At 63.5% G+C, this 26,952-nt stretch carries 22 protein-coding genes and 1 pseudogene; 7 read left to right on the forward strand and 16 right to left on the reverse strand.

Annotated features, from left to right (window positions below; translation table 11 throughout):
• Positions 1-235: 235 nt before the first annotated feature.
• The 3 genes from AC3RCM_RS24050 to AC3RCM_RS24060 all read right to left on the reverse strand — a co-directional run bounded on the left by AC3RCM_RS24050 (position 236) and on the right by AC3RCM_RS24060 (position 4,984).
• Positions 236-2,629 (reverse strand): TonB-dependent siderophore receptor, encoded by a 2,394-nt coding sequence (locus AC3RCM_RS24050; protein WP_492629205.1) that lies wholly within the window; start codon positions 2,627-2,629, stop codon positions 236-238.
• 138 nt (positions 2,630-2,767) lie between these two features.
• Positions 2,768-3,253, reverse strand: coding sequence for a hypothetical protein (locus AC3RCM_RS24055; RefSeq protein ID WP_104962595.1), 486 nt, complete (start codon positions 3,251-3,253; stop codon positions 2,768-2,770).
• A gap of 189 nt (positions 3,254-3,442) precedes the next feature.
• The gene (locus tag AC3RCM_RS24060) at positions 3,443-4,984 is read right to left on the reverse strand and encodes an MFS transporter (protein ID WP_492629206.1); all 1,542 of its coding nucleotides are present in this window, start codon (positions 4,982-4,984) and stop codon (positions 3,443-3,445) included.
• Positions 4,985-5,223: 239 nt separating this feature from the next.
• Between AC3RCM_RS24060 and AC3RCM_RS24065 the strand changes: the two genes are divergently transcribed.
• Positions 5,224-6,093 (forward strand): LysR family transcriptional regulator, encoded by an 870-nt coding sequence (locus tag AC3RCM_RS24065; protein ID WP_104962597.1) that lies wholly within the window; start codon positions 5,224-5,226, stop codon positions 6,091-6,093.
• 199 nt (positions 6,094-6,292) lie between these two features.
• Here the strand turns inward: AC3RCM_RS24065 and AC3RCM_RS24070 are convergent, their stop codons facing one another.
• The 3 genes from AC3RCM_RS24070 to AC3RCM_RS24080 all read right to left on the reverse strand — a co-directional run bounded on the left by AC3RCM_RS24070 (position 6,293) and on the right by AC3RCM_RS24080 (position 10,923).
• A complete protein-coding gene (locus AC3RCM_RS24070; protein WP_003249863.1) occupies positions 6,293-7,684 on the reverse strand; it encodes an amino acid permease in 1,392 nt (463 codons plus the stop codon).
• Between the two features lie 520 nt (positions 7,685-8,204).
• Positions 8,205-9,551, reverse strand: a complete 1,347-nt coding sequence (gene gudD, locus AC3RCM_RS24075; protein WP_409319892.1) for a glucarate dehydratase — start codon at positions 9,549-9,551, stop codon at positions 8,205-8,207.
• 19 nt (positions 9,552-9,570) lie between these two features.
• The gene (locus AC3RCM_RS24080; protein WP_003249859.1) at positions 9,571-10,923 is read right to left on the reverse strand and encodes an MFS transporter; all 1,353 of its coding nucleotides are present in this window, start codon (positions 10,921-10,923) and stop codon (positions 9,571-9,573) included.
• 259 nt (positions 10,924-11,182) lie between these two features.
• Between AC3RCM_RS24080 and AC3RCM_RS24085 the strand changes: the two genes are divergently transcribed.
• Positions 11,183-11,884, forward strand: a complete 702-nt coding sequence (locus tag AC3RCM_RS24085) for a FadR/GntR family transcriptional regulator (protein WP_336089509.1) — start codon at positions 11,183-11,185, stop codon at positions 11,882-11,884.
• 71 nt (positions 11,885-11,955) lie between these two features.
• Here the strand turns inward: AC3RCM_RS24085 and AC3RCM_RS24090 are convergent, their stop codons facing one another.
• From AC3RCM_RS24090 to AC3RCM_RS24105, 4 genes are all read right to left on the reverse strand, one after another.
• A complete protein-coding gene (locus AC3RCM_RS24090) occupies positions 11,956-12,966 on the reverse strand; it encodes a zinc-dependent alcohol dehydrogenase family protein (protein ID WP_064491234.1) in 1,011 nt (336 codons plus the stop codon).
• Positions 12,967-13,277: 311 nt separating this feature from the next.
• Complete coding sequence (locus AC3RCM_RS24095) at positions 13,278-13,868, reverse strand: HAD family hydrolase (RefSeq protein ID WP_003249853.1); 591 nt, start codon at positions 13,866-13,868, stop codon at positions 13,278-13,280.
• A complete protein-coding gene (gene tesB / locus AC3RCM_RS24100) occupies positions 13,865-14,734 on the reverse strand; it encodes an acyl-CoA thioesterase II (protein WP_014859384.1) in 870 nt (289 codons plus the stop codon). Before tesB ends, AC3RCM_RS24095 begins: the two co-directional genes overlap by 4 nt.
• Before the next feature lie 149 nt (positions 14,735-14,883).
• A complete protein-coding gene (locus tag AC3RCM_RS24105) occupies positions 14,884-15,453 on the reverse strand; it encodes a GNAT family N-acetyltransferase (RefSeq protein WP_019438917.1) in 570 nt (189 codons plus the stop codon).
• Positions 15,454-15,632: 179 nt separating this feature from the next.
• On the opposite strand from AC3RCM_RS24105, the gene pmrG reads away from it, so the two are divergent.
• The 3 genes from pmrG to AC3RCM_RS24120 all read left to right on the forward strand — a co-directional run bounded on the left by pmrG (position 15,633) and on the right by AC3RCM_RS24120 (position 18,736).
• A complete protein-coding gene (gene pmrG / locus AC3RCM_RS24110; protein ID WP_064491236.1) occupies positions 15,633-16,319 on the forward strand; it encodes a lipopolysaccharide core heptose(II)-phosphate phosphatase PmrG in 687 nt (228 codons plus the stop codon).
• Between the two features lie 115 nt (positions 16,320-16,434).
• The gene (locus tag AC3RCM_RS24115; RefSeq protein ID WP_064491237.1) at positions 16,435-17,349 is read left to right on the forward strand and encodes a histone deacetylase family protein; all 915 of its coding nucleotides are present in this window, start codon (positions 16,435-16,437) and stop codon (positions 17,347-17,349) included.
• Positions 17,350-17,497: 148 nt separating this feature from the next.
• Positions 17,498-18,736, forward strand: a complete 1,239-nt coding sequence (locus AC3RCM_RS24120) for a TIGR03862 family flavoprotein (RefSeq protein ID WP_104887014.1) — start codon at positions 17,498-17,500, stop codon at positions 18,734-18,736.
• Between the two features lie 104 nt (positions 18,737-18,840).
• On the opposite strand, the gene rhlE1 is transcribed toward AC3RCM_RS24120, so the two are convergent.
• The 5 genes from rhlE1 to AC3RCM_RS24145 form a co-directional block, all read right to left on the reverse strand.
• Positions 18,841-20,172 (reverse strand): RNA helicase RhlE1, encoded by a 1,332-nt coding sequence (rhlE1, locus tag AC3RCM_RS24125; RefSeq protein ID WP_492629207.1) that lies wholly within the window; start codon positions 20,170-20,172, stop codon positions 18,841-18,843.
• Between the two features lie 55 nt (positions 20,173-20,227).
• Positions 20,228-21,148 carry a drug/metabolite exporter YedA gene (gene yedA / locus AC3RCM_RS24130; RefSeq protein WP_014592487.1) on the reverse strand — a complete coding sequence of 307 codons (921 nt, stop codon included), beginning with the start codon at positions 21,146-21,148 and terminating at the stop codon, positions 20,228-20,230.
• Between the two features lie 139 nt (positions 21,149-21,287).
• Positions 21,288-21,899, reverse strand: a complete 612-nt coding sequence (locus AC3RCM_RS24135; protein ID WP_020192908.1) for a 3'-5' exonuclease — start codon at positions 21,897-21,899, stop codon at positions 21,288-21,290.
• A gap of 9 nt (positions 21,900-21,908) precedes the next feature.
• A complete protein-coding gene (locus AC3RCM_RS24140) occupies positions 21,909-22,388 on the reverse strand; it encodes a LabA-like NYN domain-containing protein (RefSeq protein ID WP_004576858.1) in 480 nt (159 codons plus the stop codon).
• Between the two features lie 160 nt (positions 22,389-22,548).
• Entirely contained in the window at positions 22,549-23,307 is a 759-nt protein-coding gene (locus tag AC3RCM_RS24145) for a DUF2076 domain-containing protein (RefSeq protein ID WP_104962605.1), read from the reverse strand.
• Positions 23,308-23,474: 167 nt separating this feature from the next.
• On the opposite strand from AC3RCM_RS24145, the gene AC3RCM_RS24150 reads away from it, so the two are divergent.
• Together AC3RCM_RS24150 and AC3RCM_RS24155 are read left to right on the forward strand one after the other, a co-directional pair.
• Positions 23,475-24,131 (forward strand): YciC family protein, encoded by a 657-nt coding sequence (locus tag AC3RCM_RS24150; protein WP_010955396.1) that lies wholly within the window; start codon positions 23,475-23,477, stop codon positions 24,129-24,131.
• An 85-nt stretch (positions 24,132-24,216) separates the two neighbouring features.
• Positions 24,217-24,735: a hypothetical protein gene (locus tag AC3RCM_RS24155; RefSeq protein WP_336090070.1), complete on the forward strand. Its 519-nt coding sequence runs from the start codon at positions 24,217-24,219 to the stop codon at positions 24,733-24,735.
• 69 nt (positions 24,736-24,804) lie between these two features.
• Here AC3RCM_RS24155 and hrpB read toward each other — a convergent pair.
• Positions 24,805-26,952 (reverse strand): annotated as a pseudogene (gene hrpB / locus AC3RCM_RS24160) (ATP-dependent helicase HrpB); the annotation flags it as partial.

Here is a 26,952-nt window from a genome sequence, read left to right on the forward strand (position 1 = left end):
CCTAGGATGTGTCCCGCTCTCACTTCCGACCAGCCCCACCCCAAATACTGTTCAAATATACAGCAAAATTGGGTTCGGGCCATTTCTTTCTAGGCCTCGTAGCGGGTAGCAGAAAATTGGGCACGTCGCCATGCATCCGAAATATCTACCGCAGAATTGGTGCGTGCCTTCATAGCCATACATGCCAGTTGACGAATGCCCGCACACCGCGAGCACCACATCACTGATCCTGGACTTACCAGCTATAACTCACCTTCGCCGTCACCTCACGCCCCGGGTTGTAGTAATTCGCCGTCCCCGACCCCACCACATGCTGCTCGTCAAACAGGTTGCTCACGTTCAGCGCCAGGTCGGTCCCTTTGGCGAGCTTGTAGTTCAGCGCCGCATCAAACAACGTGGTCCCATCGCTCTTCTTGGTATTGGCAGCATCCATGTAGTACGCCCCCACATACCGCGCGCCCAGGCCGACGCTCACGTCAGTGCCCGGTATGTCGTAGTAGCTCCACAGCGATGCGGTGTGTTTGGGCGCAGTGGTGAATTCATTGCCCTTCAAGGAAGAGCCGTCATACAGCGACCCGCGCAGCACTTCGGACTCCATGTAGGAGTAAGCACCAATCACGCTGATGTCTTGCGTGACTTGTGCCTTGGCTTCCAGGTCAAGGCCTCGCACGCGTGACTCGCCCACCGTCTGCTGCTCGATGATGCCGCTTGGCAACACCACGGCAATGGTGACGTTCTCCTGGGTCAGGTCGTAAACAGCGGCGGAGAAGAGTGCGTCCATGCCCATGGGCGAATACTTGATGCCCACTTCGTATTGCTTGCCGGTCTGCGGGGTAACGCCTACTTGCGGGGGCGAGACGGACTCCACCATGCTCACGTAGGTCGACACTTCATCGTTGACGATATAGGTCAGTGCCGCGCGGTAGGAGGTTTCGGAGAAGTTGTCCTTTTCCGTCTGCTCGCCACCGATGTATTCCTTGCTCGACAGGTCCATCGAGTCATTGCGCACGCCTGCGGTCGCGATGACGCGGTCAAAGAACGACAGGTTCTGCTGCAGGAAAACCGCCTTGGTGGTGGCGTCATTCTTTTTGCGGGTATAGGGCGTGATGCCGCCAGGTACGCCGGTGAATACCGGGTTGGCGATGTCGATGGAGGGCGCCAGGCCGTAGACCGAGCTCTGTTTGGTCGTCGAGTCGAGGTACTCGACGCCTACCAGCGTGCTGCTGTCGATGTGCTCGAACTGCGCATCGTACTGCAGCATCAAGTTGCCATTGAGCTGATCGGCATCGCTGTCGGTGCCGAAGACGTAGCGTGGAATGGTGGTGCCAACACGCGAGGCGTTGTCGCTCAGGTAGGCGTAGCCAAAGTCATCGGTCAGCTCGCTGTAGCGCAGGTTGCTGCGCAGCACGAAGCCGTTGTCGAAGTCGTGGGTAATGTTGCCGCTCAGGCTGGTGCGCTCGACATCGTGGAAGTTGTAGCCGGGCTCGCCGTAGAAGTCGCTGCGGTCGTACTCCTTGTCCAGCGGGTAGCCACCGCTGTTCGGCGAGCTGTTGGTTTTCAGGTAGTCGAGAATCATGGTAGCCGAGGTGTAGTCGGTCGGCGCCCAGGTCAGGCCGCCCATCACGAAGCGGTTGTCGTCCTGGGAGTGGTCGTACTCGCGGTCGCTGTTCTGCATCTTGGCCGTGAAGCGGCCGGCCAGGGTTTGTTCGTCGTTCAGCGCATCGCCTACATCGATCCCGGTTTCGGCATGGTCATAGGAGCCATAGGTCACGTAGCCTTGGCCAAACTTCTCGAAGCGTGGTTGCTTGGTCACAAAGTTGACCGAGCCACCCGGGTCTGCCGGGCCGAACAGGGTGGAGTTGGCACCCCGCAGAATTTCGATACGCTCGTAGGCGTAAGGGTCTTCGCGCACACCGCGCATCGAGCTGAGGGTCAGGCCGTCTCGGTAGGTGGTGGCCTGGAAGCCGCGGATCAGGAAGTAGTCGTTGCGGTCGTCCGAACCGTAGTAGTCGCTGACCACGCCGGGGGTGTACTGCAGCGCCTCTTCGGTGGTGCTGACGCTGCGCTGCTGCATTTCCTTGTTGGTCACCACCGACACGGACGCGGGCGTGTTGAGGATGCTGGTCGCCACCTTGCCCCCAACCCACAGCTCCTTGGCAACCACCGAGTTGGCGTCATCGTCGGCGCTGGCCTTGACCTTGGCATTGATGATGACAGGCGCCAGGCGGTAGTCCTCGGTCGCGCCCAGCTCCAGCGGGCCGGCAGGCTTTGGTTGTGGAATCACCAGGTAGGCGTTGGGGCCTTGCTGCTCGACTTGTAATTCGGTGCCTTGCAACAGCGACGACAACGCTGCCGACGTTTCCAGGTTGCCCTGTACGCCCTGGGTGCTGCGGTTAGCGACGTTTTGGGCATCGAAGGACAGGCTGATACCCGCCTGGCGAGCAAAGCGGTCGAGCGCCGGTTCCAAAGGGCCACCCGGAATGTTCCACTGCTGCAGCGGGTTGGTGTGCTCAGCGTTTACGGGTTGTGCAAGCGATGGCAGCGCGTAGCTGCTGACAACCATACCCAAAAACGCGCCGCGCACGGCACGGCTCAATGGATGGCGCTGTGGAACCGGGGTCAAACTCATTTTCTCGCTCCGTAGAGTGTCGGCGGGCTGGCCTGTATTCCGGCCTTCTCTACAAGCCGAACGAGAATGAGAAAACACCTCATTTATTTTTCGGGTAGCTGGAGGCACCACATCGCGGGCGCCTCCAGCACTTAAACCTTATTCACTTTCGCGGCTCGCAAACGGGTCAAACTCGGGGTCGTTCAACTTCAGGATGTGGTTCTTGATGGCACAACCGGCCAGTTCGATGTATTCCGCAAAGAAGTCTTTACCCAGTTGCCGCAGCGGTGAGCCCTCCAATGAGTCAGCGACAGCTTCTATCGTTATGATCCCGAATTGTTCAGCGATGATTTCCACACTGCGCACACGCATTTCAGGGTGGTCATAGGGCTTCTGGTACCAGGTCGCGATCTGATACTGGATATCGTCTCTTTCCAGCGCCTGATACAGATGGCTGGCAAACGCGATGCTGGTTTCGCGAATCAGGCCCGGGTCGATATCGAGCTTTTCAAGTAGCGTTTCAGTGGGTTGGTAGGCAACATAAAGCAGGTCGGCGATGGTGTAGCCCGGCATCGGCGGGAAAACGCCTGGCGGTAGTTGGTCCGCCGGGATTGATAGCGGGTCGGAATAGTCGTCGTTGTGCACGGGAAGCTCCTTGCCTCGGTATAGTTTTACTGGCCAGCGCCAGCATCATCCACGCGCCATTGCTGGCGCGCAGTGAAATGACATTTTCCGGTTGTATTAGTTGCGCGCAAGGGTGAAATAACTGCGGTCAGCTACCTATTCATCCGAGTGCGGCTCCAAAGCGGTTTTGCCGGTGTGGATACATGCCTTTTACAGGGGTGGGCTTTGCGCCAGTAACGTTTCCTGCGTAGCGGGCAGCGGGCGGCTCAGCAGCACGCCAACCACCACCGCGAACACCAGCGCTGCAAGGCCCGCAACCTGCAACACGGCCTCGAAGCCACCCATGAACGCCTGGCGGGCCAAGGGTGCCACCGCTTCACACAAGCCCGGATCAAGCAGCGCCAGGGCCGCCTGCAGGTCGCCCGCCGCTACCCGCGTGGCCATCGCAGCAACCTGGCCCACTTGCGATGGCGCTACGGCAACCAGGGCTTCGTGAAGCAATTGCCCGCTGCGGGCGGCCAGTACGCCGCCCAGTAAACCGATAGCCAGGACGATGGCCCCGAAGCGCGTAGTTGTACTCAAACCGGAAGCCATCCCGGTACGCTGGCGTGGCACACAAGCCATGATGTTTTTCTGGGTGTCGCCATTTAGCAGCCCGGCACCCGCCCCCAGCACCAGGCTGGCCAGGGCAAAGGCTGCATAGCCGCCAAACCCGGCGGCCCAGGCACACAGCAGGTTGCCCACCCCCACCAGCACTAGGCCCAGGGCGAATACCTGCGCCGGGCTCAAGTGCGCCGCCAGGCGCATGCCCAAGCGCGGTGCCAGCAACATGGCCACGGCAAACGGCAGCATGCCGGCCCCGGCTGCCAATGCGGACAGTTGCAGGCCGTTTTGCAGGTACAGCGGCAGCAAAGTCATCATCACCTGGGCGCAGGCGGCGTAGGCGAACATGCCCAGCAAAGCACCCACGAACCGCCCGCTGCGCATCAACTGAAGGTCGATCATCGGCCGTTCCTGGTTGCGCTCGACCATGATAAACAGGCCAAACAGGAAGGCACTGATTAGCAGCCGGCCCAGGGTTTGAGCACTGCCCCAGCCCACCTGGTTAGCATCGATCATCGCCCAGATCAGATAGCCCAGGGCACCCGCAAAAGTCAGGCTGCCCCATGGGTCAAGCCGGGCCGCCGCGCTGTCGCGGGACTCTTCTACACTGCGCAGCACCATCACTGCCAGCAACGCCACCAACGGCAGGTTGATGTAGAAGATCCAGCGCCAGCCCAGGGTACTGGCGATCACCCCGCCGAGCAGCGGCGCAAAGGTGATGGTGGCGCCCATGCAGGCACCCCAGAAGGCCCAGGCGCGCATGCGCTCCTGCGGCTGGTGGAAGCGGTTGCCGATGGCGGCCAGTGCCGAGGTCAACAACAGGGACGCGCCGATGCCCTTGGCGGCCCTGGCCAGGTCGAGCAATAGCAGGCTGGGCGCCGCGCCGCAGGCTAGCGAGGCAAGGCCGAACAGGGCCAGGCCGAGCAGCAGCATGCGCCGGCGGCCAAAGCGGTCGGCGAGGCTGCCGGCGGGCAGCAGGCAAGCGGCGAAGGCCAGCAGGTAGGCACTGACCACCCATTCGATATCGGCGAACGAGCCAGACAGGTCGCGGGCGATACTGGGCAGGCTGACCGCGACAATGTTGGTGTCGAGGATGATCAGGGCGCAGACCAGGGAGGCGGTAAGCAGGGTGAAGCGTGCAGAGGGCATGGTGGGGCTCCAGAAGCTGGGCTGGTTGGTTTGAAGTGCCTTTAACCTGCAGGATCGCCGGGACCGCTGCGCGCTCCAGATAATGCATAGCCCTGGAATGTTGTGCGGTCCCTGCAATTGCACAGGCAGGCTTTGCCGCCAAGCCACCAGCCTTGTAGTGTTGGCCTTACCATACCGCCGCCTGCGCCAAGGCTTGTTAGCCCCGACGGCCCGCGTCATTACCCTGCAGGTAACACCTGATGGAAATCCGCCACTTCCGCTATTTTCTCTGCGTCGCCCGCCACGGCCATTTCACCCGGGCCGCCGAGCAATTGGGCATCGCCCCGCCCACCCTCAGCCGGCAGATCCAGGACATGGAACGCGAGCTGGGTGTGCGCTTGTTCGAGCGCAGCCAGCGCGAGGTCAACCTCACCGCCGCCGGCCAGGCGCTGTTGATTGAGGCCGAACAGGCCGTGCGCCAGTTCGACGCCGCACAGCTGGGTGCACAACGCGCAGCCCGTGGCGAAAGCGGGCGTATCGAACTGGGCTACGTGGCTTCGGCCGCCTACTCGGGCATGCTCCAGCAGCAAGTCAGCCGCTACAGCGAAACCTGCCCTGGCGTGCGCCTGAATATCCGTGAACTGCCCATGGCCGAACTACCCGGCATGGTCCGCGACGGCTTACTTGACCTTGCCTACGTGCGCTCACCGATGGAGCTTCCTGACCAGCTGGAAGCCATCGCCTTGCACCAGGAAGGTTTCGTTCTCGCCCTGCCCGCCAGCTCACGTATCAACGAAGTGCCGCAGATCCCGGCCTCGCGCCTGGCCAATGAAACCTTCATTCTGCCCGAACAGATTTCCGGCACGCTGGAAGTGGCGGCGCAAGGTGGCTTCGTCCCGATGCTTGGCCCACAACCCGGCAGCCTGGTGGCCGTGATTACCTTGGTATCACTTGGGCAAGGCATTGCAGTAGTCCCGGAATCGGTGGTGCAGCGCATCAACCTGCCGCAGGTGAATTACCGGCGGGTCGTCGATTGCCAGGCTAGCTCGTGGCTGAGCCTGGTTCACCGGCGCTTCGAGAAAGCGCCGGCTGTGATGCGATATGTGCAAAGCGTGATGGGCGGCACTTGATGGCCGCTCAAGTACGCTGATCTTCTGCAGGAACTGTTTGAGCACATCTATCAGTGCACGTTGCAGATCCGCTTCGACATGGCCACCCGGTAGGCCCAGGAATTCGACCACGTAGGCATCTTCCGCCAGACAAGTGTTTCAAAAAAACAAAGGGCACCCATCCTCGGGTGCCCTTTGCCTTACAGCCAGGTGAACTGAATCACCCCATCGATCGCGCTGCCACCGGTTGCGCATGGCCCCTCGACGTCACGATCCCCAGGAAGGAAATCACGATCGCCAGGCCCAATGTCGAGCTCACTTCCGCCCGATGCTCAGGCGTGTACATCATCACCGCCAGCGCCCCGGCAATGAAGATGATCACCGCCCAGGTCAGGTACGGGAACAGCCACATGCGGAACTTCAGTTCGGTGTTCTCGCGCTCCAGTCGGCGGCGCATGCGCAGCTGCGAGATGGCGATAACCATGTACACCAACAGGGCGATGGCGCCGGAGCTGGCCAGCAGGAACTCGAACACACCCTTCGGTGCGAAGTAGTTGAGGACCGCGATGGCCGCACCGATCAGGGTGCTGCCGAATACTGCAGCACGCGGTACACCGACCTTGGAGGTCTTGTTGAGGAAGGCCGGGGCGTCACCGCGCTTGGCCAGCGAAAACATCATCCGCGAAGCGATGTAGATCGACGAGTTCATGCAGCTGGTAACGGCTACCAGAACCACCAGGTCGACCATGAATGCCGCGTTGGGGATGTTCATGATTTCCAGCGCACGCTGGTACGAACCCACCACTGCCAGTTGCGGGTCGTTCCACGGCACCACCGAAATGATCACGAAGATCGACAGGATGTAGAAGGTGCTGATACGCCAGATCACCGAGCGGGTGGCCTTGGCGATGTTGCGCGACGGGTCGCTGGACTCGGATGCGGCAATGGTCACTGCCTCGGTACCGATGAAGCTGAACATCACGGTGATGAACGCACCCACCACTGCCGACCAGCCTTTCGGTGCAAAGCCGCCGTACTCGGCCATCAGCCCGCTCAGCCCACTGACCTCGCGGTTGGGTAGCCAGCCCATCAGCGCGGCGAAGCCCAGGCCGATGAAGCCCAGGATGGCGGTGACCTTGAGGATGGCGAACCAGAACTCGAACTCGCCGTACTTGGCCACGCTGAACAGGTTGGTACCGGCCAGCAGCAACACCGAAGCCAGGGCGAAGATCCAGCTGTCCACCTGCGGGAACCAGGCGTTCAGCACATGCCCGGCGGCCAATGCTTCGATAGGAATGACCAGTACCCAGAACCACCAGTACAACCAGCCGATGGTATAGCCGGCCCAGCGGCCAATGGCCTGGTCGGCATAGGTGGAAAACGATCCGGTGTCGGGGTGTGCCACGGCCATTTCGCCGAGCATGCGCATGACCAGTACCACCAAGGTCCCGGCCACGAAATAGGAAATTATGGTTGCTGGCCCGGCTGCCGCGATGGCGTGGCCAGAGCCTACGAAAAGTCCGGCGCCGATGATGCCGGCGATGGACAGCATCGTTACGTGACGTGGCTTGAAACCTTGTGCAAGGTTGCCATCAGATCCCACGGTGTTCATTGATGTTGTTCTCTTTTTGCTGACACAAGGAAGGACGGGCAGGCGTAGGCGAAAAATATCTCCTTTGAAATCAATAAGTCGACACGTTGTTCGCGCGCTGCTGTTGATATTTGGCACGCGTCACAGAGCAAGGTGTCAGTGCGGTTCGGGGTTCATTTAATCCCCGCATGGCTGTGGGGAATTACACGAGAACGCCACGGAACTGTTCGATCACGACAGGGCATTTCCATCAACGCCAGATGTCGCGAATGGCATATCCGATCGCGCCACAGGCCCAAATGGAGCTTTTGTTTTTCATTTGAATGTGTGTTGCCTGTGCCAGCCCTTTCGCGGGTGAACCCGCTCCTACAAGGGTAGGTGGCGACGGTACCGATTGGTGGATGCGGTGGCAGCGGTGAATGACTGGGGGGATTGGCCGGCAGGTCTGGCCTATTCGCGGGTGAACCCGCTCCTACAAGGGTGCGTAGCGACACCACCGGTTGATGTAGGAGCAGGCTTGCCCGCGAAGAGGCCAGCAGCCTCAACGCACCAGGCAGGGCCGTTTGTTATCGAAGCTCCAACCCGGAATCAGGAACTGCATCGCCACGCTGTCATCGCGCGCACCCAGCCCCATGTTGCGGTAGCACTCATGGGCCTTGGCCAGCTGGTCTTCATCCAGTTCCATGCCCAAACCCGGCCGTGCCGGCACTCGCACATGCCCGTCGACAATGCGCAGCGGCTCACGGGTCAGGCGCTGGCCATCCTGCCAGATCCAGTGGGTGTCGATCGCCGTGATTTCACCCGGCGCCGCAGCCGCCACCTGGGTGAACATCGCCAGCGAAATGTCGAAGTGGTTATTGGAATGAGAACCCCAGGTCAGCCCCCAGTCGTTGCACATCTGCGCCACCCGTACCGAACCCTGCAACGTCCAGAAGTGAGGGTCGGCCAGCGGAATGTCCACCGACTGCAACTGAATGGCATGGCCCATCTGTCGCCAGTCGGTAGCGATCATGTTGGTCGCGGTGGGCAGGCCGGTGGCGCGGCGGAACTCGGCCATCACCTCGCGGCCCGAGTAACCGTTCTCGGCGCCGCAGGGGTCTTCGGCATAGGCCAGCACATCGTGCTTGTCACGGCACAGGGCGATGGCTTCCTTGAGCGACCACGCGCCATTGGGGTCGAGCGTGATGCGCGCTTCGGGGAAGCGTTCGGCCAGCGCTGTCACAGCCTCCATCTCTTCTTCACCGCGTAGCACGCCGCCCTTGAGCTTGAAGTCGCTGAAGCCATAGCGCGCCTTGGCGGCCTCGGCCAGCCGCACCACTGCTTCCGGGGTCAGGGCCTTTTCATGGCGCAGGCGAAACCAGTCGTCATCGCTGTCGGCTTCGTTGCGGTAGGCCAGGTCGGTCTGCTGGCGGTCGCCGATGTAGAACAGATAGCCGAGCATCTTCACCGCATCGCGTTGCTGGCCCTCGCCCAGCAATGCTGCCATCGGCACATTCAGGTGCTGGCCGAGCAGGTCGAGCAACGCCGACTCGATGGCCGTCACCGCATGCACGGTAATGCGCAGGTCGAAGGTCTGCAGGCCACGGCCTGCCGAGTCGCGGTTGGCGAAGGTCTGGCGCATGGCATTGAGCACACGCTGGTAATGGCCGATCGGCTGGCCGACCACCAGGCTGCGGGCGTCCTCCAGGGTCTGGCGAATCTTCTCGCCGCCGGGCACTTCGCCCAGGCCGGTGTTGCCGGCGCTGTCGCGCAGCACCACCACGTTGCGGGTGAAGTACGGGCCATGGGCGCCACTGAGGTTGAGCAGCATGCTGTCATGGCCGGCCACGGGGACCACGCGCAGGTCGGTGACCACCGGGGTACTGGTGTGAAGGGTCTGCATATTCATGAGGGTTGTCTCGCAGTCATCAGTGGGTCTGGCCCAGGGCCGAAGGGGCCTTGAGGTCATCGGAAGGGACGCCCTTGGGGCGAATGCGTACGAAGAAGATGGCAATCGCCGCCAGCACCGAGGTCACCGCCAGGCCGTACAGCCCGCCCTGGATCGAGCCAGTCTGCTGCTCCAGCAAGCCGAAGGTGGTGGGGGCAACGAAACCGCCGAGGTTGCCGACCGAGTTGATCAGGGCAATCACCGCCGCAGCGATGCGGGCGTCCAGGTAGCCCTGGGGGATTGGCCAGAACAGTGAAGACGCTGACTTGAAGCCGATCGCGGCGAAGCACACAGCGACGAAGGCGAACACCGGCCCACCCGTGGTGGACATGAACATGCCCGTGGCAGCGACCAGCAGGGCGCCCGCCACCCAGGCCTGCTGGAACTTCCAGCGAGCGGAACCGGCGGCGAAGGCGTACATGGCCAGGATCGAGATCAACCAAGGGATCGAGTTGAAGAAGCCGACCTGCATGTCACTGAGGTCGCCCATACGCTTGATGATGCTAGGCAGCCAGAAGGTCGCAGCGTAGATGGTCAGCTGGATACAGAAGTAGATCAGGCAGAACAGCACGATCTGGCGGTCCTTGAGCAGGCTCCAGGCCGACGGCCTGACCGCACCGATGGCCTCACGCGCTTGCTGCTCGCGGTCGATGGTGGCGACCAGCGCGTCCTGCTCGGCCTTGCTCAGCCACTTGGCGTCCTGCGGCTTCGAGTCGAGCCAGAAGAACACAAAGAAGCACAGCGCCACCGAGGCCATGCCTTCAATGAACAGCATCCACTGCCAGCCATGCAGGCCCAGGCCCTGGATCTGCATCAACGCCCCGGCCAGCGGCCCGGAAATCAACGAAGCCAGCGCCGAGCCACTGAGGAAGATGGCAATCGCCTTGCCGCGCTCTGCCGCCGGCAGCCAGCGGGTGAAGTAGTAGATCACTCCCGGAAAGAAGCCTGCTTCGGCAACACCGAGCAGAAAACGCAGCACGTAGAACTGGGTTTCGTTCTGCACGAAGGCCATGGCCGTGGCCACCAGCCCCCAGGTGAACATGATACGGGTCAGCCACAGCCGGGCACCGACCTTTTGCAGCAGCATGTTCGAAGGGACTTCGAACAGCGCGTAACCGATGAAGAACAGCCCGGCACCAAAGCCAAAGGCCGCAGCGCTGATGCCCAGGTCGCTTTCCAGGTGCGGGCGGACGAAGCCAATGTTGACGCGGTCGAGGTAGTTGACGATGAACATGATGACGAACAGCGGCAGGACGTGGCGCTTGACCTTGGCCACGGCACTGGCCAACGCGTCGCCTTCATGCCGGGCAGACGGAGCGAGGGTGTCGTTCACTTGCGGATCTCCCACTAATTGTTTTTGTGCGGGTCGGGTTGTCTGACATGGCAGTGGGGAGGAGCTTATTCGCAGCGAAGTTGTACGACAAGATCATTAACGTCGGCAAAATAGCAAAATACAAGCTATCACAATGCTAATTTGATCAGAACGTGCAAAAACAGATCAATTACATGCTGAATTGGATGCGCGAAAAATCGGTAAAAAATTTTTCTATCGATTAACTTGTCGTACAAGCAAATCAAGAAGCGGATCACATATGGAACCCGAACACGCGCGCAAACGCGGCCATAGCCGTGCCCATGACCTGGTTTCCAGCCTGACCCAGCAGATTCTGCTGGGCACCTTCAAACCAGGCGACAAACTGCCTTCGGAAAACACCTTGGTGCGCGAGCACGGGGTCAGCCGCACGGTGGTTCGCGAAGCCTTGTCGAAGCTGCAGGCCTCTGGGCTGGTGGAGCCGCGCCACGGGATCGGTACGTTCGTGATGGAGCGCCAGGCCCAGGCCGGCCTGCGCGTTGCGGCGGAGAGCGCGGCGAATGTGCGCGATCTGCTGGAACTGCGTATTGGCCTTGAGGGCCAGGCTGCCGCGCTGGCCGCACTGCGTCGTGACGAGGGGCAACTGGCGCGCATGCGCCAGGCGCTGGATGACTATCAGGACCTGGCCGCTGCCGGCGACAGCTGCATCGAAGCCGACCGGCGCTTTCACCTGCTGATTGCCGAGGCCACCGGCAATCTGTATTTCACCGAGATGCTGCTGCAACTGGGTAACGGCCTGATACCGCGCAACCGCATGGCCCTGGCCGAGCGCGCGGGGGCCAAGCTGGCGCGGCAAGCGTACCTGGCCAACCTGGAGCATGAGGCAATCCTCAATGCCATCCGCCGACAAGACCCGGATGCGGCACGGGCGGCGATATGCCTGCACCTGTCCAACAGCCGCGACCGGCTATTGCCGGACTGACTGTCAGGCAGTGCAAAACGAGTATATTGGCGTACAGGGTGGCCGTTACATCCAGCTACCCTGCCCTCACTTCACCAAGTCAGGCAGATCTTGCCGAAATGCCGGTTGCTCTCCTGGTAACGGAACGCCTCGACGATCTGCTCCAGTTCGAAATGCTTGTCCACCACCGGCCGCAGGCCGTTGGCATCGATCGCCCGCACCATCGCCTGCTGCTGCGCTCGGCTGCCAACCAGCACCCCTTGCAGCCGAATCTGCCGCACCAGCGCCTGCACCAGCGGCAACTGCCCGGCCACCCCGGTAAGGATGCCGATCAGTGAAACATGCCCGCCAATGCGCGCGGCAATCATCGACTGCTCCAGCGTGGCCGGGCCGCCCACTTCAATCACATGATCGACACCGCGGTTGCCAGTCAGCTCGCGCACCTTCTCACCCCAGGCCGGGGTGCTCTTGTAGTTGATCAGGTGGTCGGCACCCAGGGCCTTCAGGCGCTCCAGCTTGGCATCGCTGGACGAGGTGGCGATCACGGTCGCACCCGCCAGCTTGGCGAACTGCAGGGCGAAAATCGAAACACCGCCAGTACCCTGCACCAGCACCGTGTCGCCGGGCTTGAGGTGATCATCGCTCATCAGCGCGCGCCAGGCGGTAAGGCCGGCGGTGGTCAGGGTGGCAGCCTCGGCATGGCTGAAACCCTGGGGGGCCAGGGTGAAGGCGGTGGCGCGAGCAGTCACCTGTTCACGGGCGTAGCCATCGATGCCGTCGCCGGGCACCCGGGCAAAGCCCTCGACATTGGCCTGGCCATCGAGCCAGTCGGGGAAGAAGGTGCTGACCACATTGTCGCCGACCTGGAACTCAGTGACGCCAGGCCCCACCGCAACCACCTCGCCGGCGCCATCGGCCATGGGGATGCGTCGCTCGCTTGGGCCCCACATGCCGCTGACCACGGCAAAATCGTGGTAGTTGAGGGAACTGGCGTGCAGGCGCACGGTAATCTCGCCGGCCTGGGGGGCCTGGGCCTCGCAGGTGCCGACCTCGACCTTGTCGTAGCCGCCGCCGGGTTGTACGTAGATGGCTTTGCTGCTCATGGGTGGGTCTCCGTATCAGAGCAAAGAATGGGGTTCAGCATAGACAGATCCGGCCCTTTCGCGGGCACGCCCGCTCCCACAGGGCACTACAGGACCCGAGACTTGCGCAAATACCTGTGGGAGCGGGCATGCCCGCGAAGAGGCCCGCATTGCCAACACAAGCGTCAGCCCAGCATCACCTTCAACGCTCGGCAATCCGCCGCATGCCAATCCACCAGCTCTCCCACAGGGGCACCAAAGGACCCGAGACTTGCGCAATACCTGTGGGAGCGGGCATGCCCGCGAAGAGGCCCGCATTGCCAACACAAGCGTCAGCCCAGCATCACCTTCAGCGCCCGGCAATCCGCTGCATGCCAATCCACCAGCTCTGGCCAGGGGTTGTCCGGCAGGTTCACCAGCACCGTGCGCGCCCCCGCCGCCCGCCCGCAGTCCAGGTCAAAGCGGTAATCCCCCACCATCACCAGTTCGCTCGGCGTCACGCCCCAGGCGCTGGCAATCTTCAGCAGCCCATCCGGGCTCGGCTTGGGCGCAGCCTCGTCACGCCCGAGAATGTGTTCCACCGGGAAGCAGTCCGCCAGGCCGATGGCCTCCAGCGTTACATGCGCCAGCTCACGCGCATTGCGGGTCAGAATACCCAGCCGGCACCCGCGCCCGGCCAACTCGCGCACCAGTTCCACCGCCCCGGTGGCCGCCGTGGAGGCCGTTGCCAGGTCCCTTTCGTGCTCCAGCAACCAGGCATGCTTGGCCGCCGCTTCCTCTGCCGGCAAGGCCGCCAGGTGGGTGAGGATGTCGTGTTCGGCCGGGATGTCCAGCGCCACCCGAATGGCGGCGAAGTCGTGCACGGCCACGGTCAGGGTGCCGTCCATGTCGAACACCCAGTTGCGCACCTCGCCCAGGCTCATGCCCAGTCCTTGCGATGGCGAATCAGGCCTTCCTGGCTCGACGATGCCACCAGTTGCCCGGCCTGGTTGAAAATGCTGCCGCGGCAGAAACCACGGGAATTGCCGGCCCAGGGGCTATCGGTGGCGTACAGGAGCCACTGGTCGGCGCGCAGGTTGCCGTGAAACCACAGCGAATGGTCGAGGCTGGCGATCTGCATGTCGCGCTGCCACACCGATTTGCCATGGGGCAGCAACGCCGTGGTCAGCAGGCCGAAGTCCGAGGCGTAGGCCAGCATGTACTTGTGCAGGGCAGGCACGTCAGGCAGGTTGCCGTCGGCGCGGAACCAGGCGTATTTCACCGGGTCGCCCGGCTTGGGGTTGAACGGGTCGCGCTCGGTGACCGGGCGGATCTCGATCGGCTTGGCGCACAGCACCTTGTCGCGGATGCGCTCGGGCAACTGGTCGGCCATGGCACGGGCCAGTTCGACTTCGGTAGGCAGGTTTTCCGGGCCGACCACGTCAGGCATCTGCGCCTGGTGCTCGAAGCCTTCCTCGTCGTACTGGAACGACGCACTGCAGGTGAAGATGGTCTGGCCCTTCTGGATCGCCGTCACACGCCGTGTACTGAAGCTGCCGCCATCGCGCACGCGGTCTACCGAGTACACCACTGGAAGGCTGGCATCGCCCGGGCGCAGGAAGTAGCCGTGCAACGAATGCACATGGCGCGCGTCCTCGACCGTCTGACTGGCAGCCGACAACGACTGGCCCAGCACTTGGCCACCGTAAAGCTGGCGGAAGCCAAGGTCCTGGCTACGTCCACGGAACAGGTTCTCCTCGATGGATTCGAGGCTCAACAGGTCGACCAGGTCGTCCAACACATGACTCATCGGCGGTTCTCCGTAGGAGCGAGCCTAGCTCGCGATGCGCCGCCCGAGCGGCGCTCGATTTCACAGGCGCTGAACGTGTTACGGGCAAGCGCCTTCCAAGTAGGCAAATGATACAGCGTTTGTCATTCGCACCGGGCATGGCTGTGCATTCAGGCGCGCAGGGTGCGCTCCCAGTGCGCGCGATCGATCCGGTACAGCACATGCGGGCGCAGCGGGTGGCCGATGGGCAGGCGGGGGTGCTCGAAGCTGCCTTGCAGGTCCTGCTGCATGCCGATGGCTTGCATCACCTTCTGCGACGGCAGGTTGCATTCGCTGGTGAACGACACGACCTCTTCCAGGCGCAACTGGGCAAAGGCACAACGCAGGCAGGTCCACGCCGCTTCGCTGGCAAAGCCCAGGCCCCAGTGACGGCGTGCCAGACGCCAGCCGATCTCCACCGCCGGGGCAAAAGGCGCGTCGAAGTTGACATTGAGCAACCCGGTCATGCCGATGAACGCGCCACTGTCCTTGCGCTCCAGGGCCCACAAACCAAAACCGTACTCATTGAAATGCCCACGCACGCGGCCGATCAACGCAGCCGCCTCAACGCGCGTCAGCGGCGCCGGAAAGTAGCGCATTACCTGTGGGTCGGCGCACAGCGCGGCGAACTCGCGCAAGTCATCGTCATGCCATTGGCGCAGCACCAGCCGTGCGCTTTCCAGTTCGAGGATGGGGGTCATCGGGCCTGCTCCGGTTTACCGCCTTGCAGTTTACAGCGTAGGCGCGGGCGCGGGTTTCACCCAGCCGGCAGCCGCCAAATGCAATTTTCACACGCCCTTCACTGGCCCCCGACAGGCCGCTTGGCAGGATGCCGCCATCCACCACCGCGCCAGCCGCGGTACTGCCAACGGAGCAACGCATGCTATCGAGCAACACCCTGGGGCACCCCGCCATTCATGCCCGGCGCAAGCGACGCCTGACTCGCAAAGCCGTCGGAACCGCCCTGGGCCTGTGCATGGTCGTGGCGGCGTTGACCACCTGGCTGGCGACGAGGACGCATATCGTGGACCTTGGCAACGAGCAACAACTGAGTGACAGCGGCCTGCTGCAGGACTGGGCCGACGGTGCGGTGATGGTGATGATCCGCCACGCCGAACGCTGCGACAGCGCCCCCGGCCCCTGCCTGGAAGACCCCACGGGGATCACCCTGAGCGGTAGCCAGGCCGCTGCCCGCGTTGGCCAAGGGCTGCAACGGCTGGGCCTGAACAGCGCCGACTTGCTCACCAGCCCTAAACTGCGCACCCGGCAAACCGCGCACTTCATACTGGGTCAGGCGGTGGCCAGCGAGGACTGGCTCGAAAGCTGCGACAGCCAGTTCGCCAACGAAGCGCTTGCACACAAACGCGCGGGCCACAACCTGGTGCTGGTGACTCACAACGGCTGCATCGACCACTTTGCCCGCCAGCAGCACGTTGCTGGCGGCGAACGTCAAAGCAACTATGCCAGCGCCCTGTTCGTATCGGTGGATGGCAATGGCAAGGCACGTATCCTCGGGCGACTGAACGAACCTGACTGGCAACGCGTATTGGCCAGCACAGAAAAATAGCCCTCAAACATAAACGCCATCTCTGTGGGAGCGGTACCGGCGCAAGAAACAGGTACTCCCATTGCAGTCACCCGTCATGGCAAGATCAGCACTGGCCCTGATTGCGACCCCATCCATGCCGTTGCCGCTGATCTACCACGAAGATTACAGCCCGGAGTTCCCCGCTGAACACCGCTTCCCGATGGACAAGTTCCGCCTGCTGCACGACCACCTGGTCGGCAGCGGGCTGACCACCGACCAGGCCCTGCTGCGCCCGGACATCTGCCCCAACGACATCCTCGCCCTGGCCCATGACCACAGCTACATTGAGCGCTACATGAACGGCGAGCTGTCGCGCGAGGACCAGCGCCGCCTCGGCCTGCCCTGGAGCGAGGCCCTGGCCCGGCGTACCGTGCGCGCTGTCGGTGGCTCACTGCTGACCGCCGAGATGGCGCTGCAGCACGGCATCGCCTGCCACCTCGCCGGTGGCACCCACCACGCCCATTACGACCACCCCGCCGGCTTCTGCATTTTCAACGACCTGGCGGTCATCAGCCGCTACCTGCTGGAAGCAGGCCGGGTACACCGGGTGCTGATCTTCGACTGCGATGTGCACCAGGGTGACGGCACCGCGCGCATCCTGCACGACACGCCCGAGGCCATCACCGTGTCGCTGCACTGCGAGCAGAACTTCCCCGCCCGCAAGGCACAAAGCGACTGGGACATCCCCCTCCCCCGAGGCATGGGCGACACTGCCTACCTGAAGGTGGTGGACGACGCCCTCAACTACCTGCTGCCGCTTTATCAACCCGACCTGGTGCTGTATGACGCCGGTGTCGACGTGCACAAGGACGATGCCCTGGGCTACCTGCAGCTGACCGACGCAGGCGTTGCCGCCCGTGACGAAGCCGTGCTGCGCCACTGCCTGGGCCGCGATATCCCGGTGATGGGCGTGATCGGCGGAGGCTACAGCAAGGACCGCACAGCCTTGGCCAGACGCCACGGCATCCTTCACCACAGCGCGGCACGTGTCATAGGTTGTTCACAATGACTGTGGAACCGCTTGTGGATAACCTGCGCGAAAGGCGCTGTAGCCCTTTACTGGCAAGGCCTGCATGACACTGGCTATTTTTTGACCAGTGCTTCCAAGGGCAGCGCTGCGGTAGAATGCGCCTCTTTTCCACAGCCTGCTGCCCACCATGCCCGATCTGACCCCCGCATCCCCTCCCCCCGCTGTCGTCATCGGTGGCGGCCCCGCCGGCCTGATGGCGGCCGAAGCACTGGCCAAGGCAGGCCTGGCGGTCGAGGTGTTCGATGCCATGCCTTCAGTGGGCCGCAAGTTCCTGCTGGCGGGTGTCGGGGGCATGAACATCACTCATTCCGAGCCCTACCCGGCGTTCGTGGCACGCTATGCCGAACGCCAGGGCGAAATCGAGGCCCTGCTACGCGACTTCGATGCGGACGCATTGCGCCAGTGGATTCATGGTTTGGGCATCGAAACCTTCGTCGGCACCTCAGGCCGGGTGTTCCCCACCGACATGAAAGCCGCACCGTTGCTGCGTGCCTGGCTCAAGCGCCTGCGCGACAACGGGGTAGTTATCCACACCCGCCATCGCTGGTTGGGCTGGAACACCGATGGCAGCTTGCGAATTGCTTATCCACAGGGCGAACGGCAGGTGAAAGCCTCGGTCGTGGTGCTGGCGCTGGGTGGCGCCAGCTGGGCGCGCTTGGGTTCTGACGGCAGCTGGCAACCGCTGCTGGCAGAACGGGCTGTGGATATCTCGCCCCTGCAGCCGAGCAACTGCGGTTTTGAAGTAGAGGGCTGGAGCGCGCTGCTCAAGGACAAGTTCGCGGGCGCACCGCTGAAGAACATCGCCCTCAGCGTCCCGGGCAGCCCACCGCGCAAAGGCGAGTTCATCCTCACCGCCCAAGGTGTGGAAGGCAGCCTGGTGTATGCCTGGTCGGCACCGGTACGCGAGGCCATCCACCGTGAAGGCCGCGGGGTACTGTTGCTCGACCTGCTGCCGGACAAGCCTGTGGACAAGATTGCCCAGGCACTGGCCAAACCGCGCGGTTCACGCTCCATGGCCAAGCACCTGCACAGCCAGCTGGGGATTGATGGGGTCAAGGCGGCACTGCTGCGCGAACTGACCGATCAGGCGACCTTTGCCGACGTTGATGCTCTGGCCCGGGCCATCAAGGCATTGCCCATCACCCTGGTACGCACGCGGCCGCTGGATGAAGCGATCAGCAGTGCCGGCGGGGTCCGCTTCGAGGGCCTGGATGAGGGGTTGATGGTCAAGGGCATGCCGGGGGTGTTCTGTGCCGGCGAGATGCTGGACTGGGAGGCGCCGACCGGGGGGTATCTGCTCACGGCGTGCTTTGCCAGCGGCTTGCGCGCCGGGCGGGCAGCGGCAGATTGGGTGCGGGCTTCCTGACAGCTTGCCGGGGCGGCTTCCACAGTACTGCGTCAATCCAGATTGTGCAGCCCATGTGGGAGCGGCCTTGCGTCGCGAAAGGGCCGCAAAGCGGCCCCAAAACCTCAAGGCTTGCGCTTGCGCGGCCCACCATTGAAGCTCGGCACCTTGCGCACAGCCTTCACCGCCGGTTCCGCACTGCCGGCTTCAGTGCTGTCCATCCAGCGCCCCAGCCCGCGCTTGGCGCTGTTTTCTTCCGGCTTCTTCGGCTTCTTCGGTTTCTTGATAACCTGCCCACTGGCATCGGTCATCGGCACCCGGTGCTCGGGGATGAAATCTGGCTCTTCGTGACGCGGCAGGGTCTGCCGGGTCAGCACCTCGATAGCCGCCAGCAGTTGCACTTCATCCGCACACACCAGCGAAATCGCCTCGCCCTTGTTGCCCGCCCGCCCGGTACGCCCGATGCGGTGCACGTAGTCTTCGGCAACGATCGGCAGGTCGAGGTTGACGACCAGCGGCAAGTCATCGATATCCAGGCCACGGGCCGCCACATCGGTCGCCACCAGCACTTGCACCTCACGGGCCTTGAAGCTGTCCAGCGCACGCTGGCGGGTTGCCTGTGGGCGGTCACCGTGGATGCCGTCGGCATTCACGCCTTCGGCCAGCAAGCGCTCCACCAGCTGATCGACGCCATTGCGGGTCTTGGCGAACACCAGCACCTGCTTCCAGCGCTGCTTGCGCAGCAGGTGGCAGAACAGGTCGGCCTTACGCTTCTTGTCCACAGGCACCAGCCACTGCTTGACGCTGGCGGCCGTGGCGTTGCGCGGGCTCACTTCGATACTGAGCGGGTCATTCAGCGCCAGCCCCGCCAGCATGCGAATCTGATCGGAGAAGGTGGCGGAAAACAGCAGCGTCTGGCGCTTGCGCGGCAGTGCCGCATACACCGACTGCAGCTCTTCGGCAAAGCCCAGGTCAAGCATGCGGTCGGCTTCATCCAGCACCAGGGTCTGCACCTGGTTGAACTTCACGGCGTTCTGCCGGAACAGGTCGAGCAAGCGGCCGGGGGTAGCCACCAGCAGGTCGACACCCCGGCGCAGGCGCATCATCTGTGGGTTGATACTGACCCCGCCATACACCGCGTAGGTACTCAGCGGCAGGTTCTCGGCGTATTCGCGCACGTTGTTGTGCACCTGCTCGGCCAGCTCGCGAGTGGGTACCAGCACCAAGGCGCGGATCGAGTTGCTGGCCACCTTCTCGCCCTCCAGCGCCAGGCGCTGCAGCACAGGCAGGGCAAAGCCTGCAGTCTTGCCGGTACCGGTCTGGGCTGCGGCCATCAGGTCGCGGCCGGCCAGCACGGCGGGGATGGCTTTGGCCTGCACCGGGGTCGGGGTGGTGTAGTCCAGTTGCTGCAGCGTACGCAGCAGCGGTTCGATCAGGCCGAGTTTGGCGAAATTCATGGCAATACCGTCAGGGGGTTCAGCGAAGGCGGCAAGTTTACCGCATCGTCCCTGCCTACTTGCAGATTTCACCTTTCAACGGTGGCACTGGTTCAGGTGCCTTGCGCCACTGCGGCAAGCCGATCAGCACCACCGCGCCGATGATCACTGCCATCGCCACACACTCTTCCGCGCCAATCTGCTCACCGGCAAAGACGATCCCCAGCAGCACCGCCACCGCCGGGTTGACGTAAGCGTAGCTGGTGGCCGCTGCCGGGCGCACGTGCTTGAGCAGGTACATGTAGGCACTGAACGCCAGGATCGAACCGAAGAACACCAGGTAGGCCAGCGCCCCCCAGCCAGCGGCGGTCGGCAGCTGTGTCATGCGTTCGCCCGATAGCACACTGCCCAGCAACAGCACCGCCCCCCCGACCAGCATTTCCGCTGCGCTGGCCATCGGCCCCTGGGGCAGCGGCAAGGTCTTGCTCCACACCGAGCCGAACGCCCAGGACGCTGCCGCGAAGATGATCAGCGCCGCACCTATCGGGCTTGCCTGCAGGTTGGAGCCCAGGTTCAGCAGGCCGATGCCCACCAGCCCAAGGGCTATCCCTGCCCACTCCAGCTTCGAATTGCGGTGCCCGAACAACAGGCCGAACAGCAAAGTGAACAGCGGCACCGTCGCCACCGCCAAAGCCGCCACGCCCGAAGCCACGCCGGCATGCTCGGCCACGGTCACCCCGCCGTTGCCACAGCTGAGCAACAAGAAACCGATCGCTCCTGCCGCCCGCCATTGCGGCCAGGTAGGTGCCGGCACGCCGCGCCAACGCAGGAAGCCGTACAGCAGGCCACCGGCGATCAGGAAGCGCACACCGGCCATGAGCATCGGAGGCCAGCTCTCGACGCCGATGCGAATGAACAGGTAAGTGGAACCCCAGACCAGATACAGGGCCAGGAAGGCGCCAATCAGCAGCAGCGGGAAACGACGGGAGGCAGGCATGGGGGAAACTCGAAATCCGTTTACGGGTGCCTCAGTTTAACGGCCTGCCTGGGTGAAGGGACGTTACAGAACGGGTTCAAATGAGCGGCACAATTCTGGTGCGTTCGCCGTAGGCGACCCTCCCCCAGACGTTCACTGGCTAATCCCTGCAGTACTTGGCCAGCGCTTCGCGCAGTTTCGCAGCCGGGGTCTTCTGCAGCCGGCAAAGCAGCTCGTGCGACAGTTGCTGAACCCCGTGGTCCTGGCGCAACACACCCGCCAGATGCTGCAGCAGGTTGGCGGCCATTTCGGCATCGGCCATGGCCCGGTGCGCAGTCCCCGTGTCCGGCAACCCAGCCCAGCGTGTCAAAGTGCCCAGCTTGTGGTTCGGCGCGGCGGGCAGCAGGCGCCGTGACAGCAACAGGGAACACGCAAAGGGCTGGCTGCGGCTGCGGCCAATACGGCCCAGCTCGTAGTCCCAGAACTTCTGGTCGAAAGCAGCGTTGTGCGCCAACAATGGGGTACCACCGACAAACTCGGCCACCTCGTTCATCACTTTCTCCACCGGCGGCGCACTGCGCAGCATGGCGGTGGTGATGCCGGTCAGCCCTGCGACGAAGGCGGGCACCGGCACGCCAGCGTTCATCAGGCTCTGGTAGCGCTCGACAATGCGCCCACCCTCGAGCATTACCACCGCCACCTCGGTGGCACGGCAGCCGGTACCGGGGGAAATGCCGGTGGTTTCAAAGTCGATGACAGCGATACGTTCCATGAAAAGACCTTAGTGTTTGAGCAACAGCGCGCCTTCGATGGGCACGTAGCGGGTGGCAGCACGGATCAGTGACAACGCCGTCAGCCCCGGTACGCCATACACCACCGCTTCGGTGCCATGGCGCTGGATTACCCGTTCCAGCAGCAGGTCGAAATCACCGTCGCCGGAGGCCAGCACCACTTGGTCGACCCGGCTGGCCGCGTCGATCACATCCAGGGTAATGCCCACATCCCAGTCGCCTTTGGCCGAGCCATCGCTGCGCTGGATGAACGGTTTGAGGCGCACATCGAAACCGAGGTTGCGCAAGATCTGCTGGAACTGCTGCTGTTTGCTGTCGCCACGGTCGATGGCATAGGCCACGGCCTCGACGATCTGGCCTTCGCGGCTGACATCAGCCCACAGGGCGGTGTAGTTGAAGTGGCAGCCGTGGGCCTGGCGTACGGTGTAGTAGAGGTTCTGCACATCGGCGAACAGCGCGATCTTTTTCACCTGGGAACCTCATTTTTGGCCTGGAGTGCTGGGGGGCTGCTGCGCAGCCCTTCGCGGGCACGCCCGCTCCCACAGGTATCGCGCGTACACCTGTGGGAGCGGGCGTGCCCGCGAAGGGGCGCAAAGCGACCCCGGAAATGCCAGCAGTATGCCAGACCTGTCAGACGTAAGAATCGTCGTCCGAGAAGAACCCGCCGTCATCGCTGCCGAAACCACCGTCGGCGTATCCACCCTGGTCACTGCCCCAGCCACCGTTGTCAGCCACTTGCTGCTGCCCGCCCTGGTCGTTCCAGCCGCCACTGTCGCTGGCTGGCGCCGGCTCTTCCTTGATGACCTCGACCACTTCTTCCGGTTGCGAGTTGTGGTTGAACAGGCTGCTAATACCCTGCGCCAGCAGCACACCACCGGCCACACCGGCGGCGGTCTGCATGGCCCCGCCAAGGAAGCTGCTGGCCCCACTGCGCGCAGGCGCGGCGCCATAGCCAGGCTGCGGCGCCTGAGGCTGGGCGAAACCAGGTGCCGACGGCTCGCGCCAGCCACCACCGGACGCTACAGGGGGCGCCGAAGGACGCTGTGGCTGCACCGCCGGGGCTGCGTTGCGCCCACCCGAACCAAAGATGCTGGACAAGAAACCACCCCCGCCATTGCTCGGCGCACTGCTGGCGGCTTGTGCCGCCTGAGCCTGGGCACGGGCCTGCTGCAGCTCGGCTTGCAGCTGCTTGTTCTGTTCGTCGAGGCGCTTGATCGCGGCCTCCTGTACCAAAATCGCCTGGGCCATGTAGTAAGGCGCCGCCGGTTGCTGACGCACGTGCTGCTCGATGCACGCCTGGGCTTGCGCGTCACGCGGCTGGCTCGGGTCTTCGGCTTGCTTGAGGCGGCCGAACAGGCCGTCGATCAGGGTTTGTTCTTCAGTGTTCATGGGGCGACCTCGTGGGGTAGCGGGACATCGGACAGCGTCAAAGATGGGGCGTACAGGCGCGGGATTCAATCACTGCTGCGGTGAAACTTTTTTCAGCAAGTGACAGCTACAGGCCTGCTTTGGGCTAAAGTTAGGCCCCTGTTTTTACTGCCATGCGATGTTGACTGATGAATCCGCTGAGCGTTCTGCGCGACTCCCTGTACTTCTTCCGCCGTCACCTGCCAAACATCCTCCAGCTGTGCCTGCCGCTGGTGGTGGTGGAAGCCCTGCTCACCCAATTGCTGGACCGGCAGCTGGGCGACCAGGCATCACCGGCCTACGGCATGCTGGTCAGCCTGTTGTTCTACCCGCTGTACAGCGCAGCCCTGATCCTGTACCTGGACACACGCAGCAACGGCCAGGAAATCGCCAAGCGCGACCTGTTCGCCCGCGCCCTTCAACTGTGGCCGCAACTGGCCCTGCTGATCCTGATCAGCTCGCTATTGATCATGGCCGGCCTGGCGCTGTTCATCTTCCCGGGGGTGTGGATCATGATCAACCTGGTGTTCGCCGAGTACCTGCTGGTGCTGCGCGGCCGGCCGGTGGTGCAGGCGATGCGCGAAAGCGCAAGCATGACCACCGGGCATTTCATGCGCATCATGATCTGCGTTTTAGGCGTGCTGGCACCGATCTGGCTGATCGACGGGCTGCTGTTGATGGCCTTCCCCGAGCCATCACCTGGGATGGAACTGGCCATGGACAGCCTCAGCGGCTTCCTGCAGCTGTTCAGCACCGTGGTGCTGTACCGCCTGTTCATGTTGCTGGAAGGTGAAGCCAGCACCTGAGGCCACCGGGGAATGTTTTCGGCCTGCCGGCTGCCCAGCCCTGGCGCCAGAGTGCACATCCTCAATGCTATTCAAGGAGTGCACCATGAACGAAACCATTCAGGCCGGGTACGCCAGGTCTTTTCGCGGCAAGCTGTACATGCGCACCGTCGACCGGGACATCCCGCTACGCCTCAGCCGCAGTACAGACAAGTTCGGCTGGGGCATTACCCCTGAGGATGACTGGTTGCAGGCGGGGGGAAGGCAGGACTCCCCGGTGATGGACTTTCATTACCACTCGCGGACCAACGATCGCCTGCACTACCGCATCAGCATGCCAGGGCGCCCGGAGACCAAGAAACTAGGGGTCAGCCGCAATGGCTATCTGGGCTTCTACTGGCATGCAGACGTTAGCGAATACTGGAAAATCGAGCCGCTGGCGCTGACAGATGAAGGCCTTGTCTGCCATCTGCGCGACCAGCGGGGCTACAGGGTCGGCGCCCTCCCGGATACGCCGCACAGGAGTGGGGAGTGGGTAGCCTGGCTCAACGTCGAGGAAGGCGAAGTGATCACGTTCCTATTGAGGCAGGCAGATCGAGCTTCACTGGCGGGGGCAATACGATGAATGGCACGACCACTGACACGTCGTGGCCAGCGCATGATTTTTTCGGCCTGCCGCACTCAGTGGTGTGCATCAGCTCCCTCTCGGCTTGGCCCTGGCGGTAGCCTCGGCCACCAGAGGGTCGTCCGGCCAGTAGTGCTTCGGATATCGCCCTTTCAGGTCTTTCTTCACCTCGGCATAGGTCGTGCGCCAGAAACTGGCCAGGTCCTGGGTCACCTGCACCGGCCGACGCGCCGGTGACAGCAGGTGCAGCTTGACCTGCTGCCGGCCATTGGCGATGCGCGGGGTGTCGGCAAGGCCGAACAGTTCTTGCAGACGCACGGCGAGAATCGGCGGGGTTTCGCTGTAATCCAGGCGGATGTTCGAGCCGGACGGCACGGCCAAATGCGCCGGAGCCTGTTCTTCCAGGCGTTGCGGCAGCGGCCAGGGCAGCAGGTTGCGCAGCATCGACGGCAAGTCCAGCGCGGCAAAGTGGCTGAGGCGCGATACTTTGCTCAGGTAAGGCTGTAACCAGTCTTCCAGGCTGGCCAGCAGCGCCTCGTCCCCCAGATCAGGCCATTCGCTGTGGCCATCCTTCTGCAGGTCGAGCTGACGCAGCAGCGCCACACGTGCCTGCCATTGCCGCAGTTCCGGCGTCCAGGTCAGCAGGTTCAAACCTTTGCGCCGGACCAGGCCAAGCAGCGCCCTGGCCCTGGCTTCGTCATCCAGCCTGGGCAGCGGCTCACGGCTGAGGACCAGTTCGCCAACCTTCACCTGGCGCTCGGCGCGCAACACCTGCTCGCGCTCGTCCCAATCGAGGATATCGACCCTCTCGACCTGCTCGGCCAGTACACCCTCGAGCAACGCCGGATCGAATTCGGCTGCCAGATAGATCCGCTCCTCACGCTGCCCCTGGCGGCTACCCAGGTCGGCGATCACCAGCCATGGGCACTTCATCAATGCATCGACTTCGCCAAACAGGGCCGCACGGCCGTTGGCGAGCCGATACTCCGCCCCACCCGCCCGGCGCTGCTGGGCGACCCGGTCAGGGTAGGCCAGCGCCAGCAGGGCGCCCAGCCAGCGTGGGTGGTCCGGGTCGGCGACCGGCGCACCGACCTTGCCACGCAACAGGCCACGGTACTGCCGGGCCAGCTGACGAGCACGCTGCACACCCCCCTGGCCGCCACGCGCAGCCTTGCTCTCACCGCTGACCAGCGCAAGCCGGCTGTGCAAGTCGGCACCACCGCCACGCTGAATGTCCCGCTCCCCCAGCAGTGCAGCCACATCGCATGCCATCTGTGCCAGGCCCAGGTCCTGGCCGCGCAGCAACAAGTGCGCGATGCGTGGGTGAGCCGGCAGTTCGGCCATGGCCTGGCCATGTTCGCTGAGGGTGTCGCGGCTGCCCGGCTTGAAGGCGCTGAGTCGCGCCAACAGGTCCTGTGCCTGGGCGAACGCTGCAGCCGGTGGCTGGTCGAGCCAGCGCAACTGCTCGGGCGTTACACCCCAGCGCGCCAGCTGCAGGGCCAGCCCGGCCAGGTCGGCCTGGAGAATCTCGGCACTGCCATGGGCGGCCAGCTGGTCATGCTGGGCCTCGGACCAAAGGCGGTAGCACACGCCGGGCTCCAGGCGGCCGGCACGCCCCGCGCGCTGGGTGGCGCTGGCGCGGGAAATGCGCTGGGTGTCCAGGCGGGTCATGCCGCTGCCGGGGTCGAAGCGCGGCACCCGGGCCAGGCCTGCGTCGATCACCACGCGCACGCCATCGATGGTCAGGCTGGTTTCGGCGATGTTGGTGGCCAGCACCACCTTGCGCAGGCCCTTGGCCGGCGGATCGATAGCGGCGCGCTGGGCATTGAGGTCGAGCTCGCCATGCAGCGGGCACAGCAGAATCTCGGGGCGCGTCCCCAGCGCCTCCTGAAGGCTTTGGTGAACCCGGCGGATCTCGGCTTGCCCAGGCAGGAACACCAGCACGCTGCCGGCCTGGTCAGCCAGCGCATGCAGCACGCAGTCCACCACCCGTGGCTCGATGAATTCGCCTGGCTGAAACGGCCGCCCCCAGCGGATATCCACCGGATGCATGCGGCCTTCGCTGCTGACCACCGGGGCATCGTCCAGCAACCGCGACAGGCGCTCGCCTTCCAGGGTCGCGGACATCAGCAGAATCTTCAGTGGCGGGTCGTCACGCAGCAACTCGCGGCCGTTAAGGCTCAGCGCAAGTGCGAGATCGGCATCCAGGCTGCGTTC

The sequence above is a fragment of the Pseudomonas sp. GW823-FHT05G12 genome (assembly GCF_058795575.1).

What these genes read in the sequence shown, in the direction of transcription:
- AC3RCM_RS24070 (WP_003249863.1), bottom strand. Translation starts at nt 7,684, where the DNA reads ATGAACACCGTGGGATCTGATGGCAACCTTGCACAAGGTTTCAAGCCA.
- AC3RCM_RS24120 (WP_104887014.1), top strand. Translation starts at nt 17,498, where the DNA reads ATGCCCGATCTGACCCCCGCATCCCCTCCCCCCGCTGTCGTCATCGGT.
- gudD (WP_409319892.1), bottom strand. Translation starts at nt 9,551, where the DNA reads ATGAATATGCAGACCCTTCACACCAGTACCCCGGTGGTCACCGACCTG.
- AC3RCM_RS24150 (WP_010955396.1), top strand. Translation starts at nt 23,475, where the DNA reads ATGAATCCGCTGAGCGTTCTGCGCGACTCCCTGTACTTCTTCCGCCGT.
- AC3RCM_RS24050 (WP_492629205.1), bottom strand. Translation starts at nt 2,629, where the DNA reads ATGAGTTTGACCCCGGTTCCACAGCGCCATCCATTGAGCCGTGCCGTG.
- AC3RCM_RS24060 (WP_492629206.1), bottom strand. Translation starts at nt 4,984, where the DNA reads ATGCCCTCTGCACGCTTCACCCTGCTTACCGCCTCCCTGGTCTGCGCC.
- AC3RCM_RS24090 (WP_064491234.1), bottom strand. Translation starts at nt 12,966, where the DNA reads ATGAGCAGCAAAGCCATCTACGTACAACCCGGCGGCGGCTACGACAAG.
- AC3RCM_RS24145 (WP_104962605.1), bottom strand. Translation starts at nt 23,307, where the DNA reads ATGAACACTGAAGAACAAACCCTGATCGACGGCCTGTTCGGCCGCCTC.
- AC3RCM_RS24135 (WP_020192908.1), bottom strand. Translation starts at nt 21,899, where the DNA reads ATGGAACGTATCGCTGTCATCGACTTTGAAACCACCGGCATTTCCCCC.
- rhlE1 (WP_492629207.1), bottom strand. Translation starts at nt 20,172, where the DNA reads ATGAATTTCGCCAAACTCGGCCTGATCGAACCGCTGCTGCGTACGCTG.
- pmrG (WP_064491236.1), top strand. Translation starts at nt 15,633, where the DNA reads ATGCTATCGAGCAACACCCTGGGGCACCCCGCCATTCATGCCCGGCGC.
- AC3RCM_RS24095 (WP_003249853.1), bottom strand. Translation starts at nt 13,868, where the DNA reads ATGAGCCTGGGCGAGGTGCGCAACTGGGTGTTCGACATGGACGGCACC.
- AC3RCM_RS24115 (WP_064491237.1), top strand. Translation starts at nt 16,435, where the DNA reads ATGCCGTTGCCGCTGATCTACCACGAAGATTACAGCCCGGAGTTCCCC.
- AC3RCM_RS24065 (WP_104962597.1), top strand. Translation starts at nt 5,224, where the DNA reads ATGGAAATCCGCCACTTCCGCTATTTTCTCTGCGTCGCCCGCCACGGC.
- AC3RCM_RS24105 (WP_019438917.1), bottom strand. Translation starts at nt 15,453, where the DNA reads ATGACCCCCATCCTCGAACTGGAAAGCGCACGGCTGGTGCTGCGCCAA.
- AC3RCM_RS24085 (WP_336089509.1), top strand. Translation starts at nt 11,183, where the DNA reads ATGGAACCCGAACACGCGCGCAAACGCGGCCATAGCCGTGCCCATGAC.
- tesB (WP_014859384.1), bottom strand. Translation starts at nt 14,734, where the DNA reads ATGAGTCATGTGTTGGACGACCTGGTCGACCTGTTGAGCCTCGAATCC.
- AC3RCM_RS24155 (WP_336090070.1), top strand. Translation starts at nt 24,217, where the DNA reads ATGAACGAAACCATTCAGGCCGGGTACGCCAGGTCTTTTCGCGGCAAG.
- yedA (WP_014592487.1), bottom strand. Translation starts at nt 21,148, where the DNA reads ATGCCTGCCTCCCGTCGTTTCCCGCTGCTGCTGATTGGCGCCTTCCTG.